Annotated in this window: 16 protein-coding genes; 13 read left to right on the plus strand and 3 right to left on the minus strand. The window is 52.7% G+C overall.

The features are described from left to right. The first annotated feature begins 23 nt into the window (after positions 1 to 23). On the plus strand, positions 24 to 338 hold the full coding sequence (locus PHN51_06440) for a helix-turn-helix transcriptional regulator (protein MDD2818417.1): 315 nt from the start codon (positions 24 to 26) through the stop codon (positions 336 to 338). Further along, positions 335 to 1,561 (plus strand): HipA domain-containing protein, encoded by a 1,227-nt coding sequence (locus PHN51_06445; protein ID MDD2818418.1) that lies wholly within the window; start codon positions 335 to 337, stop codon positions 1,559 to 1,561. The genes PHN51_06440 and PHN51_06445 overlap by 4 nt, the downstream gene beginning before the upstream one ends. A gap of 25 nt (positions 1,562 to 1,586) precedes the next feature. On the opposite strand, the gene PHN51_06450 is transcribed toward PHN51_06445, so the two are convergent. The 3 genes from PHN51_06450 to PHN51_06460 form a co-directional block, all read right to left on the minus strand. Next, the gene (locus tag PHN51_06450) at positions 1,587 to 2,438 is read right to left on the minus strand and encodes an ABC transporter permease (GenBank protein ID MDD2818419.1); all 852 of its coding nucleotides are present in this window, start codon (positions 2,436 to 2,438) and stop codon (positions 1,587 to 1,589) included. Beyond that, positions 2,435 to 3,421 (minus strand): ATP-binding cassette domain-containing protein, encoded by a 987-nt coding sequence (locus tag PHN51_06455; GenBank protein MDD2818420.1) that lies wholly within the window; start codon positions 3,419 to 3,421, stop codon positions 2,435 to 2,437. Before PHN51_06455 ends, PHN51_06450 begins: the two co-directional genes overlap by 4 nt. Before the next feature lie 93 nt (positions 3,422 to 3,514). Next, the gene (locus PHN51_06460; GenBank protein ID MDD2818421.1) at positions 3,515 to 4,153 is read right to left on the minus strand and encodes a DUF3800 domain-containing protein; all 639 of its coding nucleotides are present in this window, start codon (positions 4,151 to 4,153) and stop codon (positions 3,515 to 3,517) included. A gap of 260 nt (positions 4,154 to 4,413) precedes the next feature. Here PHN51_06460 and sucC point away from each other — a divergent pair, with 260 nt between their 5' ends. The 11 genes from sucC (at position 4,414) to PHN51_06515 (ending at position 18,649) form a co-directional block, all read left to right on the plus strand. After that, positions 4,414 to 5,601 (plus strand): ADP-forming succinate--CoA ligase subunit beta, encoded by a 1,188-nt coding sequence (gene sucC / locus PHN51_06465; protein ID MDD2818422.1) that lies wholly within the window; start codon positions 4,414 to 4,416, stop codon positions 5,599 to 5,601. A gap of 10 nt (positions 5,602 to 5,611) precedes the next feature. Next, a complete protein-coding gene (gene sucD, locus PHN51_06470) occupies positions 5,612 to 6,484 on the plus strand; it encodes a succinate--CoA ligase subunit alpha (GenBank protein MDD2818423.1) in 873 nt (290 codons plus the stop codon). An 83-nt stretch (positions 6,485 to 6,567) separates the two neighbouring features. Continuing rightward, on the plus strand, positions 6,568 to 7,356 hold the full coding sequence (gene heR, locus PHN51_06475; GenBank protein MDD2818424.1) for a heliorhodopsin HeR: 789 nt from the start codon (positions 6,568 to 6,570) through the stop codon (positions 7,354 to 7,356). Positions 7,357 to 7,389: 33 nt separating this feature from the next. Next, the gene (locus PHN51_06480) at positions 7,390 to 8,799 is read left to right on the plus strand and encodes a DUF6350 family protein (protein MDD2818425.1); all 1,410 of its coding nucleotides are present in this window, start codon (positions 7,390 to 7,392) and stop codon (positions 8,797 to 8,799) included. Further along, positions 8,789 to 9,451, plus strand: coding sequence for a hypothetical protein (locus PHN51_06485; protein ID MDD2818426.1), 663 nt, complete (start codon positions 8,789 to 8,791; stop codon positions 9,449 to 9,451). The genes PHN51_06480 and PHN51_06485 overlap by 11 nt, the downstream gene beginning before the upstream one ends. A gap of 112 nt (positions 9,452 to 9,563) precedes the next feature. Further along, positions 9,564 to 10,133, plus strand: a complete 570-nt coding sequence (purN, locus tag PHN51_06490; GenBank protein MDD2818427.1) for a phosphoribosylglycinamide formyltransferase — start codon at positions 9,564 to 9,566, stop codon at positions 10,131 to 10,133. Between the two features lie 52 nt (positions 10,134 to 10,185). Further along, on the plus strand, positions 10,186 to 11,739 hold the full coding sequence (gene purH, locus PHN51_06495; protein MDD2818428.1) for a bifunctional phosphoribosylaminoimidazolecarboxamide formyltransferase/IMP cyclohydrolase: 1,554 nt from the start codon (positions 10,186 to 10,188) through the stop codon (positions 11,737 to 11,739). Between the two features lie 29 nt (positions 11,740 to 11,768). After that, positions 11,769 to 12,725, plus strand: a complete 957-nt coding sequence (locus PHN51_06500; GenBank protein MDD2818429.1) for a DMT family transporter — start codon at positions 11,769 to 11,771, stop codon at positions 12,723 to 12,725. A gap of 265 nt (positions 12,726 to 12,990) precedes the next feature. Then, the gene (locus PHN51_06505) at positions 12,991 to 15,036 is read left to right on the plus strand and encodes a cellulose biosynthesis cyclic di-GMP-binding regulatory protein BcsB (protein ID MDD2818430.1); all 2,046 of its coding nucleotides are present in this window, start codon (positions 12,991 to 12,993) and stop codon (positions 15,034 to 15,036) included. Continuing rightward, positions 15,033 to 16,730, plus strand: a complete 1,698-nt coding sequence (locus tag PHN51_06510; protein ID MDD2818431.1) for a hypothetical protein — start codon at positions 15,033 to 15,035, stop codon at positions 16,728 to 16,730. Before PHN51_06505 ends, PHN51_06510 begins: the two co-directional genes overlap by 4 nt. Continuing rightward, positions 16,727 to 18,649: a glycosyltransferase gene (locus tag PHN51_06515; GenBank protein ID MDD2818432.1), complete on the plus strand. Its 1,923-nt coding sequence runs from the start codon at positions 16,727 to 16,729 to the stop codon at positions 18,647 to 18,649. Before PHN51_06510 ends, PHN51_06515 begins: the two co-directional genes overlap by 4 nt. Positions 18,650 to 18,679: the final 30 nt, after the last annotated feature.

Genomic DNA, 18,679 nt, shown 5'->3' on the forward strand with positions numbered 1-18,679 from the left:
TATTTGCTGTGTTAAAGTCGAGCATGGCGAGTTTTCCTCCAACCCCGCTGCCTGTTGTTGCTGCCCAACGGCAGTTGGGTGAACATTTCAACACTTGGCGGCGTCTGCGCAGGCTCACTCGTGATGAGGTAGCGCAGCGAGCCGCGATCAGTGTTGCCACTATTGCGCGCCTAGAAAATGGGCACGGGGCTTCCCTTGAAAATACCTTGAGAATTGCTCGAGCACTTGGAGTCACAGAACTCCTGGTGAATGCTCTCGATCCGTACAACACTGACATCGGGCGCCTGCGGGCTGACGAAGAATTACCCGTGCGCATTCGTCATGGTAAATCGTCATGAATCCAATTCAGGTGTACACGAACCTGCAAAGTGACGAGGTACATGTAGGGGACCTCTACATGCATCGCAGAGGGAATCGCGAGTCGGCAACCTTCAGCTATTCACATAGATATCTGGCGCATCCTCTGGCCTATGCCATTGATCCTGAATTAGCGCTTATCCAAGGAAGCCAGCAGACTCGAGTAGGGCAGTCGCTCTTTGGTGCCTTTTCTGACAGCTCACCGGATCGATGGGGTCGCACATTAATAAATCGCCGTGAGCGAATGCGAGCGGCGCAAGAACATTCGGCTGGGAGAAGTGTCGGTGAGCAGGAATATCTTCTCGGCGTTCGCGATGATCTGCGTGCTGGTGCGCTTCGCCTAAAAATAGTCGACGGTCCATTTTTAGCGCAAGACGCAATCGGGGTTCCTGATCTCATCGAGTTACCAGATCTTTTAGCGCTTGCAACGCTCGTTGAACGCGATGATGCATCCCTCATTGAGGTTGAGCGTTTAGTGCATGTAGGCAGTTCGCTTGGAGGAGCTCGACCCAAGGCTCACGTGAAAACAAATAGGGGGCACATCGCCATCGCAAAATTTCCAAGCGCTGCGAGTGACACCTGGAATGTGATGGCCTGGGAAAAAGTTGCGTACGAATTAGCTCGCAACGCGGGAATTAACGTTTCCGACACCACACTGATTCAAATTGATGGGCGATCTGTATTGGTGATAGATCGCTTTGACCGTGGCTCAAACGGTGATCGTGTGGGGTACTTAAGTGCGATGTCATTGCTTGAAGCAAGTGATGGTCAGCAACGGAGTTACCTTGAAATCGCTGAGGTGATTGAAACTCATTCTGTGCAGGTCAACGCCGAACTTGAGGAACTCTGGCGCCGCATCGTATTTTCAATTTTTATTTCCAACACTGATGATCACTTGAGAAACCACGGCTTTCTCCATGTGCGTGGCGATACTTGGAGGCTATCGCCTGCATTTGATTTGAACCCTAATCCAGCGACTGGTCTCAAATTCTTAAGTACCAGCGTTGATGGTTCGGATGGACCGGCGACGATTGACGCCGCAATCAAGGTGGCACCATATTTCCGACTCAATGAAGATGCCGCATTAACCGTGCTGTCTGAAGTAAAAGAAGCAGCTAGTCAATGGCGAAATGTCGCTGCTCGGATTGGTTTGGGTAGCAGGGAAATCGAAACGATGGAACCCGCATTCAGCCAGGCTCAGTAGGTTGTGGTTTCTGACGATTATCCGACTACTTTGCTGTTGTCCTCTTGTACTTGCGAATTGAAATCGTCGCAAAGATAGCGACGACCAACAAGCATGATCCGATTGTGTAGAGCACGGGATTATTCATCGGCCAGTAATCTGGCTGAATGCCTGTGGGGTTGCCAAAGAGTTCACGCGTGGCCAACACCAAAGTTGAAATTGGGTTGTAGGCAGCAATCGTTTGTAGCCAAGTAGGCATTGAGCTGATCGGCACGAATGCATTCGATAAGAAAGTCAGCGGAAACAACCAAATCAAGCCAGCGGTGCTGGCTGTTTCAACCGAACGCATGGATAAGCCGATGTAGGCGCCAACCCATGACACTGCGTAGGCGAAAAGCAGCAGTAGGGCGTAAGCGCCAACTGCATTCCAGAATCCACCGGTGATTCGCCATCCAACGAGTAGCCCCGTGATCGAGAGCACAAGCAGCACGAGAATTTGGCGAGCAGCATCAGCAAAGGTGCGGCCGATGAGCACTGCGCCCGATGCCATCGGCAGTGAGCGGAAGCGATCGATCAAGCCGGTGGACATTGATTCAGCCATGCCTACAGTGGTGGCTGCTGCGGCAAAGGCAACGGTTTGACCAAAGATGCCTGGCATTAAGTAGTTGCGATAAATATCTGCGGCGTCATCAGGTGTTGCACCTGCGCCAGCAATCGGGATTGCTCCACCGAATACGTAAGCGAAGAGCAGCACAAACATCACAGGCTGCACGAGTGAGAAGAACATGAGTTCTGGTACGCGCAGGGTCTGTACCAAACTAAAGCGCGAGACAACAGCGCCATCGGAAATATTCCAACCAAGCAGTGGGCGCTTACGTGTAGGAATTGAGGTGGTCATTTACGACCCCTTCCGCGCTTAGGTTCATCAGTTGAGGGAGTGGGCTCTTCGGCACCATGGCCAGTGACCGACAAGAAGACATCGTCAAGGGTTGGTCGGCGTAACAAGATGTCGCCCACTTCAACTCCTTGCACGTCGAGCGCGCGAATCGCATTGACTAACACCGTGGATCCGCCTGACACAGGCGCTGAGATTTTGAGTTCTTCAACAAGTGGCTCACCGCTACTTACTGAGCGAATCGCTGCGACAGCATCGGAGACGCGAGCAGGATCAACAATGGAAATCTCAATGCGATCACCACCGATTTGATCCTTGAGTGATTCCGCTGTTCCTTGGGCAATGACCTGACCGTGATCGATCACGACAATCTCGTCAGCAAGTTGGTCGGCTTCTTCGAGATATTGAGTAGTGAGTAACACCGTGGTGCCATCTGCAACAAGACCATTGATGACATCCCACATGCCAAGGCGTGAACGTGGATCAAGGCCTGTCGTTGGTTCGTCAAGAAACAGAATTGATGGTTGCGCAATCAAGCTCGATGCCAGATCAAGGCGACGGCGCATGCCACCTGAATAGGTTTTTGCTGGTCGGTTAGCCGCGTCGGTTAGGTCGAACCATTCCAAGAGTTCCGTTGCGCGCTTTTTCACATACGCAGAAGGCAAGTGATAGAGCGCACCGAACATGATCAAGTTTTCGCGACCAGTGAGGTACTCGTTCACAGCTGCGTACTGCCCGGTGAGACCAATCGAGCGGCGCACCTCTTCAGGGTTTTTCACCACGTCGAATCCGGCGACCATGGCCCGGCCAGCTGTTGGAGTGAGCAAGGTGGAAAGGATGCGAACGGCGGTGGTTTTACCGGCGCCATTTGGCCCAAGGAGGCCAACAACTTGGCCTCGCTTCACCGTGAGATCGATCCCATTGAGGGCCTTGACCGAACCGAACTCTTTGACGAGTCCCTCGGCTACGACGGCGTCATCAGTCATGGATCGAGCGTAAGGCATAAAAAGCGGAGCCGGTGATCCACGTGCGTGGGCCAGCTCCGCAGCCTCGATTATAAAACGGGTGCAGGTGAGAATTCAATTCACGCGATGTGGCCCTGCATAGACATCTTTCGGCAGTAGATATTTGCCATACAAAGATCGCAAATGCTGATTCGTATTGGTTAAGGCGTGAAAACTTAAGTACGCGACAAGGTCCGCAATCATGATCCATTGACTGGCATGTGAGCCTTGGGGCCACGGGTCCTCAACGATGTGTCGGTCGTAGGAATCGAGGGCGCGATGGGCATCAAGGTAGGCAGGCTCTGTGCCGTCGCCGTCGATCATGATGATGGCTTGTTCGTTGGCCCGATGAAGTCGGTGATTTATCGAAGCGATTGCCGAAGCGTATGTCCAAGCGCGGCGATTCCCCGTGGAGTAAAAGCAAGAGAACTCGATCGGCATCATGGTGAGCGTCTGAAGCAGGAATTCTCCTACTTGGAGCCTGTGTGAACGATTGCGATTCCACAGCGGGTCAGTCGAGGGATTGCCTCGGCCGGAAAGGAAATCGACCGCGTGGAGTTCTCTGCGGACTGGAATTGAATATTCATCCCTGAGGACCTTTCGTGCGGAAAGCCACGAATTTAGGGCGCCGCTCCAGTGTTTGGCCTCAACCTCCACAAATGCGTACAGAGTCAGGTTGGGGTTCCCAGAATCGTCGCAATAGAGCAGGCGCATTGCGCGACCCTAGGAAGATCTTCTTGGAGGTGCCAGGCCGAAACACTTGCCTGTGCATAACTTCGTGGGTTGAAGTAAACGTTTGCTCGTCGCATGAGGGGACATCAGGGCCAGTTCATACGTACGGATGGGGCCAAGATCACAGGCCACGCGGCGCCAAGCCCCACGCCAGATGGGTAGGCTCGGGGCTCGCTCGGTATGAACTTTGCCGAGATCACGTTCTGCCATCGCGTTACCCGCATCGCAAAAAGGAGTCCTGCGTGGACCTGTACGAGTACCAAGCAAAGCAGCTCTTTGAGACCCATAACGTTCCAACGACGCCTGGCGCAGTTGCCAGCACTCCGGACGAGGCTCAAGAGATCGCTCGCAAGATCGGCACCCAAGTTGTTGTTAAGGCCCAGGTGAAGACCGGCGGTCGTGGCAAGGCTGGCGGCGTCAAGCTTGCTGAGAACCCAGAAGACGCTAAGGAAAAGGCAACCGCCATCCTGGGCATGGACATCAAGGGCCACACCGTGCACCGCGTGCTCGTTGCTCAGGCCAGCGATATCGCTGAGGAGTACTACGTCTCCTTCCTTCTCGATCGCACCAACCGCGCATTCCTGGCAATGGCCAGTGTTGAAGGCGGCGTGGAGATTGAAGAAGTTGCTGCGAACAACCCAGATGCCCTCGCCATGATTCGCGTTGACGCTCTTGAAGGTGTCGATGAGAAGAAGGCACGCGAGATCGCAGAAGCCGCAAAGTTTGATCCAAAGATCATCGACCAGGTTGTTGCCATCCTCGTCAAGCTTTGGGATACCTTCGTTAAGGAAGACGCAACCCTCGTTGAAGTCAACCCACTCGTGTTGAGCCCAGCAGGCCAGGTTCTCGCGCTCGACGGCAAGGTCACACTTGACGACAGCGCTGCGTACCGCCAGCCATCACACGAAGCAATGATCGACCGCGAAGGCACCGATCCAATTGAACTTCGTGCCAAGGAATTCGATCTCAACTATGTGAAGCTTCAGGGCGAGGTTGGCATCATCGGTAACGGTGCTGGTCTTGTCATGAGCACGCTCGACGTTGTTGCCTACGCAGGCGAAGAATTCGGTGGCGTTCGCCCAGCGAACTTCCTCGATATCGGCGGCGGCGCAAGCGCTGAAGTGATGGCTAACGGTCTGGACATCATTCTTAATGACCCAGAAGTTGAGTCTGTTTTTGTGAACGTCTTCGGCGGCATCACTTCTTGTGATGCAGTTGCCAACGGCATCCTTCAGGCATTGGACATGTTGCAGGCAAAGGGCGCAACACTGACCAAGCCAATCGTCGCTCGTATTGATGGCAACAACGCTATTGAAGGCCGCGCCATCCTTACCAATGCGAACCACCCACTCATCGAAATGGTTGAAACCATGGACGATGCCGCGCGTCGCGCTGCTGAACTTGCAGCTGCTCGCAAGGCCGGAAAGTAGAGGCACGAACATGGCTATTTGGTTAAACGCAGACAGCAAGATTCTCGTTCAGGGTATGACCGGATCTGAAGGAACCAAGCACACACGTCGCATGGTTGCATCAGGCGCAAAGGTTGTCGCTGGCGTCACCCCAGGTAAGGCCGGTCAAGATCTTGACGGCATTCCTATTTTCAACAACGTTCAAGATGCGATGGCAGCAACTGGCGCAAACGTCAGTGTTGTGTTCGTGCCACCTAAGTTCTGCAAGGGTGCAGTTGTTGAAGCAGTGGACGCAAAGATGCCACTCGTTGTTGTGATCACTGAAGGCGTGCCAGTGCATGACACTGCAGCGTTCTTCCAGTACGCACAAAACGCAGGCACCACGCGCATCATCGGACCTAACTGCCCAGGCATCATCACTCCAGGTGTGTCCAACGCAGGCATCATTCCGGCAGATATCGCCAAGTCAGGCCGCATTGGTCTCGTCTCAAAGTCAGGCACCCTGACCTACCAGATGATGTACGAATTGCGTGACATCGGTTTCTCAACCTGTGTTGGTATCGGTGGCGACCCAATCATTGGCACCACGCATATCGATGCGCTTCAGGCATTCCAGGATGACCCTGACACCGATGCAATCGTGATGATCGGTGAAATCGGTGGCGATGCTGAAGAGCGCGCTGCTGCTTACATCGGCAAGCACATCACCAAGCCAGTTGTTGGCTATGTTGCAGGCTTCACTGCTCCAGAAGGCAAGACCATGGGCCACGCAGGTGCCATCGTGTCGGGCTCAGCTGGTACCGCAGCAGCCAAGCAAGAAGCACTTGAAGCAGTCGGTGTGAAGGTTGGTAAGACTCCTTCGGCTACCGCTCTGCTCATGCGCGAAATCATGACCAAGGGCTAGTCGCGGACTAGTCAGCAAGAAATGGCCTCGGGAAACCGAGGCCATTTCTTATTTCTGGGCTTGATAAGTGCAACACTATGCGCATGACCATTTCCATGGAAGATGCCTTGGCAGTAAAAAATCAGATGTCCAAGATCGTGCGCTTGAACTTAATTGCAGGGGTGTTCCACCTGGTTCAAATGGTCCTCATCCTTGTGCTCGCAACAGACTTCACGTTGCCTGTCACAGCCTCATATATGGATGGTCCGCCGGGAACTCCACTGCTCGCCCCAGTCACCGTGCTTGATTCACGTATCGCATGGGGAGTCGCGCTCTTCTTCGGCTTATCTGCGCTGTTCCACTTCTTGGTTATTTCGCCAATGTTCATCAAGCGCTACGCGGCTGGCCTTGTTGAAAAGCGCAACTACTTCCGCTGGGTTGAGTACTCACTGAGTTCTTCCATCATGATTGTGTTGATTGCTCAAATTGTTGGAATCACTGATGCTGCAGCGTTGATTGCAATCTTTGGTGTGAACGCATCAATGATTTTGTTCGGCTGGCTGCAGGAAAAATATGAAACTCCTGGCAGTGGTGGATGGATGCCGTTCATCTTTGGTTGCATCGCTGGATCAGTGCCATGGATCGTTATCGCTTTTTACACAATTGCACCGGGCTCAACGAGCGCAAATGAAATTCCTGGGTTCGTTATTGGCATCATCATTTCGTTGTTCCTGCTGTTCAACGTCTTCGCAATCGTTCAGTTCCTGCAATACAAGCCGGTGGGTAAGTGGTCGAACTATCTCAAGGGCGAGAAGGCGTACATCGTGTTGAGCTTGGTTGCAAAATCTGCTCTTGCTTGGCAGATTTTTGCCGGAACGCTCGTGCCGGCATAACTGCTTTCGCCTTTGATCTGAAAGGCTAGGGCCGTGTCCGCCCCCGTGATCAAAGATCTACATGCGCTCGGGGCTCGACTCCATCTTCATTGGCTTCTTGCCCCGCTCGTGGGGCTCGTCGCTGGGCTTTTGAGTTACATCGTCATCGGGATTCCGGTATGGCTCGCGTGGTTGACCACCGAGCATGGAACCAACGGAATTGATCAACTCTTCCGACTCATGGGCACTGCGTGGCTTGCGGTTCAGGCCGTGCCAGTGCAAAGCGGTGGTGCAACCTATGCAGTGCTTCCATGGGGTCTTGCGATAGTTCCGATCTTCTTCATCTACCGCGGTGGCGTATTCCTGAGTCGTCGCTTGAAAACCAGCGGGCTTATTGAAGTCGGCATACTTGGTCTTGTTGCTGCGATCTTCTATGGCTTGTTTGCTATGGCCGTTTCCAATGGGTCCTCTACGGCAATCACGTTCACCACCCCTTGGCGCGCTGGGCTCACCGGATTTGTAATTGCGTTGGTAGTTCTCAAGATTTCTTTACTGAGAGCTACAAAGTCAGGTCGTCTCCTACTTTCGCTGGTTCCGTCCACGCTCTGGGGAATTTTGCGTGCAGCCGGCGCTGGCCTGCTGGCGCTTCTTGGCGCCGGTGCTGTTCTCGCGCTCATTTCACTCATCTGGCATTTCTCGCAGATGCGAGGGATCTTTGAATTCCTGACGCCGAATTTCTTCGGCGGGCTGCTCATTGCTTTGGCGTGCATTGGTTATTTTCCAGTCCTGATCATCTGGGCCACTTCGTACATGCTTGGTGCTGGATTTCTCATCGGCCCAGGTATTGGGATGTCGCCGTTTGTCCCGGCACCACCTTCAACGCAGCTCCCGGCGTTCCCGCTCCTTGCCGCCTTGCCTGAGCAAGTCGGGCCAATCGCTTGGGGTCTTCCCGTCATCGCGGTGGTTATCGGTGTGGGTGTTGGCGTCATGGTGGCTCGCAGCACCAAGCAACCAGCGTTAGTCCGTCTAGGGCTTGCTGTAGCTGTCGCAGCCTTGATTGGAGTTGGGCTTGGGTTGCTTTCCTGGCTTACCTGCGGATCACTCGGTGATGTTCGTCTTGCCCAAATAGGTCCTGATCCAGTTCTCGTCGGGCTGCTTGCCTTCGCCCTCATCGCAATTGGTGCAGTGCCTACTGCTCTTGCGCTGCGCATTGATTCTGGTGATGAAAGTTCGGCAACTGTCGATTCGTCGAACGTATTGGTAAACGCGGTTGCTGTTCGCGAGATTGAATTCGAAGATGTTGAAGACATCGTCGATATTCCAAATGTGTCAGTCGAAGACAAGAATGAAATTGGCTCACCCGACATTGTTGAAGCTGCACCGATAGCCAACAAGAATCTAGAAACCGAAGTGATTGAATTGTCGGCAACTCAGGCAGATGAGGAACAAGACCGTGGGATTTAAAGCAGCATTTGTTTGGGCTTGGGCAACGTATCGAAGCCAGCTTGCTGCTTATATTGCGCTCTCGGCTGTGGTCGCCATTGTGTTGTTCGCGCAACAAGTTGCCACAAAGCCGATCGTGACGGCTTTGGAAAACTGCATAGATGCAACGTCGCCAGGTCAAGTCAATTCATGCGAAACCAGCATTACTAGTGCCGGATTGGCTGCAGTTGTTGCGATCGTCTTCAGTTTGATTGCACTCCTTGCGTCTGCGGGAGTGATGCGCGCAGCGCTAGGCAGCACCCGTGGGCAAGCTCCAAGTTTTGCTGACATGTTGAACGGCAACAACCTCTGGAAGTTTTTGCTCTTTAGTTTTCTTTACACAGTCCTACAAAACATCGGGCTATTGGCGTGTTTCTTCCCAATCGTGATCGTCACGCTGTTCTTTCAGCTTGGCCCGTATTTCATTCTTGATCGCGGAGTAGGGCCGTTAGCGGCGTTCAAAGCCAGTGCTGTTGTGATGAGGAAGAATTTCCAGATCGGCATCTGGCTCGCAGCGATCACGCTGGCGGTATTAATTCTTGGCAGCGTCACCCTCGGATTGGCCACACTCGTTACCTTGCCGATGCTTTCCCTCGTCACAGCGCACTTGTACCGTCAGTTCACTGATCAGTAGCTTGGCGCGGCAGTCATCTTTTCTCCGCGTTGGTGACTTCGGCTGTTTGGCTCCCTTGGGTCTCAAAATGGTCACTGATCTCTGGGGCTGGGCCGCCAATAGACTTACCCGAGTGAGCAAGCGCATCGTGGTTCTAGCCTCAGGCTCAGGCACGCTCTTGCAATCGGTCCTTGATTCCTCCGTTCTTTCTTCACTCGTAGCCGTGGGCTCAGATGTTCCTGATTGCACGGCTTTAACACGTGCTGCTTCGGCTGGGGTCGCCACCTTTGTGGTGTCGCCTGCCTCGTTTCCTGATCGAGCAGCCTGGAACGAAGGGCTCCTTTCGGCACTTTCTGCGTTTTCGCCCGACCTGATCGTCTCGGCCGGATTCATGCGAATCCTTGGTCCGTCTGTGATTTCGGCCTACCGCGGCCGAATCATTAATACCCATCCCGCTTTGTTGCCCTTGTTTCCAGGAGCGCATGGGGTTCGTGACGCTCTTGCTGCAGGAGTTACTGAGACGGGAACGACCCTCCACTACGTGGATGAGGGCGTGGATACAGGTGAGATCATTAGCCAGCGTGTGGTTCCTGTGCTCGCCGATGACGACGAGGCTTGCTTGCATGAACGCATCAAAATAGAAGAACGCGGTCTTTTAGTGAGCGCTCTTGAAAAATTCGTAGCTACTGGGAACTTTCAGTAGTGCTGTTGTTCGTATTTGAGTTGTTGTCCGCAGTAATTAGAGGAGCAGTTTGATGACCACCACGCCAATCCGTCGAGCCCTTGTGTCTGTCTACGACAAGACCGGCCTAGAAGAGTTGGCACGTGGTCTGCACGCAGCTGGCGTTGAAATTGTTTCAACAGGTTCAACTGCCTCCACCATTAGCGGTTTTGGTGTTCCCGTTACACCAGTCGGTGACGTCACAGGATTCCCAGAGTGCCTCGACGGTCGAGTGAAGACCCTGCACCCACATATTCACGGCGGCATCCTTGCCGACCTTCGCAAGCAGTCACATGTTGATCAGCTCGCAGATATGGGCATTGCTCCTTTTGAGCTTGTGATCGTGAATCTCTACCCATTTAACGAGACCGTTGCATCAGGTGCATCAGTTGATGAATGCGTTGAGCAAATTGATATCGGCGGACCAACCATGGTTCGTGCATCAGCTAAGAACTACGCCAACGTAGCTATCGTGACCTCGCCATCGCGTTATGCAGACGTGCTTGCTGCACTTACTGCAGGTGGATTCGATTTGGCTGCACGCGCAGAGCTTGCCCGCGCAGCATTTGCTCACACTGCGTCATACGACATCGCGGTGGCTTCCTGGCTCGGTTCGGTCGTGACTCCAGATCCATCAGGATTCCCAGTGTGGTTGGGCGCATCATGGACGCGTCACGATGTGTTGCGCTACGGCGAAAACCCACATCAGGCGGCTGCTGCCTATCGCTCAGATCGCAATCAGCCAGGCCTAGCAAACGCAACACAGTTGCAGGGCAAGGAGATGAGCTACAACAACTATGTCGACGCTGATGCCGCACGTCGCGCAGCCTTCGACCACCTTGAACCAGCCGTGGCGATCATCAAGCACGCCAACCCTTGCGGTATCGCTGTTGGTTTAGATATCGCTGAGGCGTACCGCCGCGCATTTGCAACGGATCCTGTTTCAGCTTTCGGTGGTGTCGTAGCTGCCAACCGTTTGGTTTCATTAGAAATGGCAGAAGCCATGATTGATGTGTTCACCGAAGTCGTGGTTGCTCCAGCATTTGATGAAGCAGCCCTTGAATTGTTTGCATCGAAGAAGAACCTGCGTGTGCTCATTTGTGAAGGCCCACATGTTGGTCGTAATCAAGAAGCCCGCACCATCACTGGTGGCATTTTGATTCAGCAGGTTGACGATGTTGCCGCAGAAGGCGACAACCCTGCGAACTGGACTCTTGTTTCTGGTTCCGCTGCTGATCGCAACATGCTTCGCGATCTTGAATTCGCATGGCGTGCGTGCCGTTCGGTGAAGTCGAATGCGATTTTGCTCGCTGATTCAGGTGCTGCAGTGGGCGTGGGCATGGGTCAGGTCAACCGCGTTGACTCGGCTCGTCTTGCAGTTTCACGTGCTGGAGATCGTGCAACTGGATCGGTAGCTGCATCAGACGCTTTCTTCCCGTTTGCTGACGGCCTGCAGGTGCTCATCGATGGGGGAGTTAAGGCTGTTGTTCAGCCGGGCGGTTCCGTTCGCGATGAAGAAGTGATTGAAGCGGCGAAGGCGGCAGGCATCACGATGTATATGACCGGCACGCGCCACTTCTTCCATTAATCACTGATTCCGTTTGATTTTGTGACGTTGTGAACGTATCCGGCAGCAAGGTCCCAGTCGCCATTCCAATGGTGGCTTGTGTGGTTGTCGGTGCCCTTACGGCTGTTCAGTCGCGCATGAATGGTGAGTTATCGCTGCGCATGCACAACGGTATTGAAGCCGCGGTTTATAGCTTTGGTTCCGGTTTCGTCGTGCTGATTCTCATTGCGCTGCTATCACGCAAAGTGCGCAATGGATTAGGTGCGGTACCTCGAGCCATTCGCAACGGGCAAATCAAGTGGTGGCAAATTCTTGGAGGAACTCTTGGCGGGTTCTTCGTCGCAGTTCAAGCATCAGCAGTGCCATTGATTGGTGTTGCAGTGTTCACTATCGCGATCGTTGCTGGGCAGAGCACGAACTCGTTGATTGTTGACCGTATCGGCCTTGGGCCCGCTGGTAAGCAAGCAATTACCTGGCAGCGAGTTGTTGGCGCGATCTTGGCGGTCGTTGCTGTGACGCTTGCAGTTGAGCAGCGCTTCACCGATGGATCGATTCCAATTCTTCCGGTGGTGTTTGCGTTCATCGCTGGCCTGTTGATTGCAGTTCAAGGCGCGATCAATGGCCGGGTGTCGATGGTTTCGGGTCAACCGCTTTCTGCAGCGTTCCTCAACTTCATGTTCGGCTGCATCGTGTTGGGATTAGCTCTTGGTGTTTCTGTTGGATTTTTGGGTAAAGATCTCAGCGGGATTTTTGTCGCGCCGTGGTGGGCTTATCTGGGCGGATTAATCGGCATTGTGTTCATCAGCATTGCGGCTTGGTCAGTGCCGATCGTCGGCGTGCTGATGTTCGCACTCCTCAGTATCTCGGGGCAGCTCATTGGATCGATGACCTTGGACATCGTTGCGCCAACTCCTGGTTCCTCAGTGACGCTCTCGCTAGTTCTTGGTGTTCTGCTGGCGTTTGTGGCTGTTGGAGTGACTGCGCTCAATCGACAATCGCGCCAATAGTTAAAGAGTGGCGTTTGTGGCCATCGGCTATTGCGTGGCCATGTAAGCGTTGTCCCGTATTTGCGGGCTAGGAGGTACTGAAATGCACCTTATGGGTGGTAATTGTTAACTCATTCGTAACGTATAATTTTGGCTCGTGGCGTATCCGCAACACGCTTCGAACTATTCGTTGACAGTGCATGTCTAGTTCATGAGGATTCTTGGACACGGCTTCGGGGAGATGAGAGTGCTTTACAGATTGCATAGTTCCAGGCCAGGCCTTGCTTTGAGAGCCGCAATCACGCTTACTTCTGCCGTTCTTATGTGGGCGCTTGGTTGCTCAGCCGCACAGGCGCTAACGGGTCGTATCTCTCAAGCACACCCACAAGATCCAGCTTCGGTTACCTCTGGAGTCATTTCACTTCCCTTTGGGCAAACCATTTCATTTTCCTTGGGTAGTCAGCCAACAATCTTGCGTCTTGCGGTCCCGGCCGGTTTAACTCCAACAAAATTATCGGCCAGATTGGTCTCAACGATCCCAGCGCAGACGATTGTTTCGGCTCGCCCCACAGAGTCCTCGTTTGCTCGTCCTGTCATCACCACAGCGAAAGTAAATGAAGGTCGCACCCCGTTTTACATGCCTATGGCCGGAGCCTCGGTAATCGATGGCTTCGTCGAAGTTTCGTTCAAGGCTGTTGAACAGAAAAATGAAGGCTTTTGTGGGACTGAAGTTATGGGCTCAATAACTGTCCAAAACATCGTTCTTGAAACACAAGGCAAACCAACGATTCCGACCTCAGGGTTGGATTTTCTGAACGCGTCTGTTGAGACCGTACATGTCGTCATTCCCAATAACCCCTCAGACAATTCAATGGCCGCGGGTTTGAATGCAGTCGCTGTGGTCTCGCATGTGCTCCCAAAATCGGCGAGAGTGATTCTTTTGACCAAGCAGAGCGAAAGCAAGCTTTCGCACATGGACTCAGTTCGAAGTCGGCGCATTGAGATAGTTCCCACCGGTGAATCGGTCACCACTTCCATTTCTTTGGATTCAAATCGCATCCCGATGCTGACTATTGCCGGACCAGATGATGCGCTACTAGGTGAGGTCACGACACTCGGCAGGCGCCTCAATACATTGGTTGAGGGAAAACTCATCGCGCCGAGTTCATCCGCCGCATCGTCAGCGAACATGTTGACACAGAGTTTGAATAACTTCGGTGCAGAAGAAAACCTTGCGCTGACTGGATTTGGTACATCGACTCGAAGTTTCTCGATACCGCAGGCGTCCTTTGGTGGGCCAATCGAACGTGCAACCATCCACCTTTCAGGCACTCACACGTCGATTCCGGCCTATTTGGGTGCATCTATGAATGTGTTCTGGAATGACTACTTAATTTCATCGAAAACGCTCACCTCGACTTCCGTCAATGAGATGGAAACAATCGACGTACCAGCAACTCGTATGCGTGGGACGAATGATCTGAAGCTCTCATTCACCGCTATCCCTCGTGAAACTAAGTGCTCTGGCCCGGTTGGCTTATTGCCGGTTGGTTTTTATGTGGACACTGCAGCCACCACGATCGTTGGAGTCCGTGGCGAATCTTTGAATTCCGGATTTCCTCGATTCCCCCAGGTGCTTGCCAACGCGCTGCCAGTTGCATTCGGAACCGGTCTGACTTCTGATACATCAACGACAAGTGCAGGAGATCTCGTTTCCTCGTTGCAGAAAGTAAATCCAGCGTTGCTCTCGGTATCTGTTGTCCAACCTGACACATTCATAGATTCATGCATGACAGGGCTGTTTATTGGTGCAACGGCTCAGGACGCAACCCGACTTGAATCGCCTGTTCGTTTATCTGACTTTTCCAGTGTTAAGGGCACCGAGTTAGCCGATGGTGTTGGCTCGGCAGAGGCAGTAGGTATTTTGGAAGGCTTTGCGCGAAGCTCCTGCAATGTCTTGATGCTGGGTAGTTGGGGAACAGGTTTTGAAAGTCAGCAACAACTCTTAGCTGCTCATTTGGCCGAGTACCCAGCGACTGCTCAATACGGGTGGTCAGAGCTGTATGGAAGCGTTTTAGTGGATTTACCGGGGATCGCCAAGCCGATTCAGTTGACTACCCAAGAAATCCTGCCGCAGGAAGAAGTGAAAAAGGAATTCAATTCTTACGCACTTTGGTTCTTGTTGGGCCTTGGTGTCGTAATAGTTTTGGGACTCGCAGGTGCCTGGCGAAGGAGCATCCGCACCAAAAAGATACGCACGTATATCGATGCGGAGATGGCTACCCAGGAAAGTGCTGACATTCAGGATCAGGACACGTCGGAGGAATCGTGACCTCTGCTCCAACGATTGATCAGCTCCGGAAAAAGCATTTGCTTGCTGGGATTTTGACTTCGCTGAAAATTTTTACGCTTCGTAAGTGGTCGGAACTTGATGCAGAACCCAATGACCGTCGCGTGTCAGGTACCGCAACCGTTGCCGTTGTCGCATTCATCCTCGTTATGGCAGCGGCGAGTTACTCGATTCGCTCTGGCTGGAATTTGGCTTTAGGTGATGCGCAAGCTCACCTCACCATAGCTCGACGAGTTACTGACTCGCTTGCTCCAGGATTTCCACAATTGGGCACTGTCTGGCTACCGATCCCGCACCTGTTGTTATTGCCACTGGTTCAGTCAACCTTTATCTGGCATACCGGCTGGGCTGGAGCGATTCTGGGTGCTGTTGCGCTCGCAGGCACTAGCGCTGCTCTTTATCGCATTTGCGCCCGAGTAGGAATAAAGCGCGCAGGGCGCGTCACTGCGGTAGCGCTGCTCCTGCTGAATTCGACAATCATTTATTTGTGCACCACTGCAATGGCTGAACCGGTGTTGATGATGTGGCTTGTGGCTAGCGTCGCAGGTATGACTCGTTGGGCAATGAGTTCGCGTGAACTCAGCGCCGGAGAGATGATGGTGTTCTCCGGGCTTCCTGCAGCTGCTGCGTTGATGTCGAGATATGAGGGTTGGGCACTCGTGATCGCGGGTACTGCAGTAGCTGCGGTTCTTGGATGGCGACGAAAGCCTTCGCGATCGCATGCGCTCAAGATTGCCGGTGCGTATGCGCTTTGGCCAGCAATGGCTGCATTCTGGTGGTTGATTTATAACTTCGCCGTCTACGGAAATCCACTTGAATTTGCAACCGGGCAGTATTCGGCGAGCGCGCTTCAAGCCGCACTCGTTCAGTACGGGGTGATTGCCTATCAGGGCAGTCTGGGTATGACTGTCTGGACTTACTTCTGGGCAGTAATGGGAACAGTTGGAGTCGTTCCGATCCTTATAGGTATCATCGGTATTCCAGCGCTTGCGTGGACACGCGGCCTACGCAATGACGCACTGATGATCTGGCTTCTTGCCGTGCCATCTGCATTCATTATCGTTGCCATGTACGCCGGCCAGACTGCAATGAGTAACACACATTCATTGCCAGAAGGGCTTTGGAATTATCGGTATGCAATTTCATCGCTGCCCTTCTTCGCAGTTCTTGGGGCCATGCTCATTCAACTCACTGTTCGTTTTGGCGCTGTTCGCAAGTATGTAATCGCACTGGTTTCGCTATTGATTCTTTTGCAGGCTGCTTGGTGGGTTATGGACTTTAATCATTCTGGAGTCATCGCAGAGGCCAGTGTGAGCATCACCCTGAAAGAAGAAACCAGATCGATCGCCATGGTCCAATACCTGAGAGATCACTATGACGGTGGCCGCATTCTCATGGATGAAAATGCAGGCGGCAATTCATTGCTCCCGCAAATTGGTATTCCACTCAGTGAATACTTCAACGTGTCCACCGGTTCACTTTTTAAGGACGCACTCAAACATCCAGCAAGCCACGCTCGCTGGGTTGAATTCATTGCTCCGGCGGATAGTAATCGCCAATCAGGTAGTTCGGATTCTGTGTTTTCGGCGCTGGCAAATAACCCTGAGTTTTTATCTCAGTACGCGCTCGTCTTTAACCAGGGCAATTACCGCATCTACCGCCGAATTTCCTCATGAGTTCCCGCCCAGACGGTTACGAAACCGTTGGTCAGATTCTGCTTCGCGAAAAACTCGTTAATGAACTAGATCTCGAAAATGCCCTGATTACTCAGGCGAAATTTGGTGGTCAACTCGGGAGAATCCTGATTCTTCAGGGAACAATTAGCCGTCGCCAGCTGTATGCAGCAATGGCGCAGCAGTGGAATGCGCCATTCGTTGATTTGGTCCTTGACCCACCTGATCAAGAACTACTTGAACATCTAGATCCAGAAAGACTGGTGAACCAAGGGTGGCTGCCGTATCGAGTTGTAGGTGGTCGAGGAGTAATCGCAACTTCTGTTCCACCGACAGACAGCGTGATTTCTGCGGCCAAAGCTCTTCTGCAGGTTGAATTTATTGATGTACTTACAACGACGGATTGGGATGTCGATCAAGCCGTCGCTACGGCCTGCCGAGCTGCTTTGGTGTTTTCGGCGGCGGAAGGTCACGCTCACGAACGAGCGCATGAATCTGCAAAATATGGATTAGTGGGCTGGCAGAAAAAAATCCCGATCGGGCTGGCCGCAGTTTCGCTCATCGCGCTTATCGCGTATCCGAGTTGGGCACTCACTATTTTGTTGACCGTCGCCAACCTGACTTTTTTGATCAATGTTGGTTTTAAAGTGTTAGCTGGGATGCGTGCTCGATTTAATCGTGGAACCAATCTTCGCTGGGAATATGAACTCCTACTTGCCCGTAAAGCACAAGGGTTACCGCTAACGCCTGCGCGCATACCTGACGAAGAACTGCCGATCTACACAATTTTGCTGCCTGTGTTTCACGAAGCCAACGTCATTAACAAGCTCCTTGCAAATCTTGGTTCTTTAGACTACCCAGCGTCGAAACTAGAAATTCTGTTGCTCATGGAAGCTGATGATCTTGAAACAATTGAGGCAGCCAAACGTTTGAATCCACCAGAGACGGTTCGATTGATTGTTGTTCCTCCAGGTGGACCTCAGACCAAACCTCGAGCATGCAATTACGGCTTGAGTTTTGCGCGAGGACAGTTTGTTGTAATTTACGACGCGGAAGATAAACCAGAATCTGGTCAGTTACGTGATTCAGTTGCGGCCTTTCGGCAAGATGACTTCGAGCGGACTTACATCAACCCGAATCAAAAGCAATTAGTTTGCGTGCAATCCGCCCTGAACTACTTCAATTCGGATTACAACATCCTGACGAGGATGTTTGCGATCGAATACAGCTATTGGTTCGACGCAATGCTGCCTGGTCTAGATCAATCGAACTTACCAATCCCGTTGGGGGGAACGTCTAATCATTTCAATACTGAAGTGCTACGCAAGGTCGGCGCTTGGGACCCGTACAACGTCACTGAAGATGCAGATCTTGGAATGCGCGTATCAGTTCACGGTGACCGAGTCTCAGTCAACTCTTCAACAACTTGGGAGGAAGCAGCCTCTCAAGTACACCCTTGGATACGTCAGCGCACGCGCTGGATCAAGGGTTACATCATGACCTCTGCCGTGTATACGCGTCATCCCAAGGAAACGTTCGACGCACATGGAGTCTGGGGGTCACTAAGTCTGATCTGCTTAATCATGGGAACGCCACTTGCTTTTCTGTTGTATCCACTGGTGCTGGGGTTCACGGTTATTACCTACGTAGGAGTGCAATTCATTGGATTACATCTGCCTGAATGGTTAATTATTGCAGGAACATTCAACATGGTGATTTCGAATTCTTTGATGATCGGTACGTCCTATATTGCAAGTAGTAAACGTTACGGATGGCGCCTTGGAATCTTTTCTCTCATGCTCCCCGCTTACTGGGTGCTACACGCAATTGCGTCGTACCGAGCGGTCTACCAAATCGTGTTCGATCCGCACAGGTGGGAAAAGACGCCCCATGGACTCTCCGGGGATTACGTCACTGAGTAACCGGGAGTTGCGATCACCGCTCACCAAGAT

The organism is Candidatus Nanopelagicales bacterium, assembly GCA_028687755.1.
In the GTDB taxonomy this organism is placed as follows: domain Bacteria; phylum Actinomycetota; class Actinomycetes; order S36-B12; family S36-B12; genus UBA11398.

Coding starts and splice junctions, on each gene's coding strand:
- PHN51_06440 (MDD2818417.1), top strand. CDS start 24: ATGGCGAGTTTTCCTCCAACCCCGCTGCCTGTTGTTGCTGCCCAACGG.
- PHN51_06445 (MDD2818418.1), top strand. CDS start 335: ATGAATCCAATTCAGGTGTACACGAACCTGCAAAGTGACGAGGTACAT.
- PHN51_06450 (MDD2818419.1), bottom strand. CDS start 2,438: ATGACCACCTCAATTCCTACACGTAAGCGCCCACTGCTTGGTTGGAAT.
- PHN51_06455 (MDD2818420.1), bottom strand. CDS start 3,421: ATGACTGATGACGCCGTCGTAGCCGAGGGACTCGTCAAAGAGTTCGGT.
- PHN51_06460 (MDD2818421.1), bottom strand. CDS start 4,153: ATGCGCCTGCTCTATTGCGACGATTCTGGGAACCCCAACCTGACTCTG.
- sucD (MDD2818423.1), top strand. CDS start 5,612: ATGGCTATTTGGTTAAACGCAGACAGCAAGATTCTCGTTCAGGGTATG.
- heR (MDD2818424.1), top strand. CDS start 6,568: ATGACCATTTCCATGGAAGATGCCTTGGCAGTAAAAAATCAGATGTCC.
- purH (MDD2818428.1), top strand. CDS start 10,186: ATGACCACCACGCCAATCCGTCGAGCCCTTGTGTCTGTCTACGACAAG.
- PHN51_06515 (MDD2818432.1), top strand. CDS start 16,727: ATGAGTTCCCGCCCAGACGGTTACGAAACCGTTGGTCAGATTCTGCTT.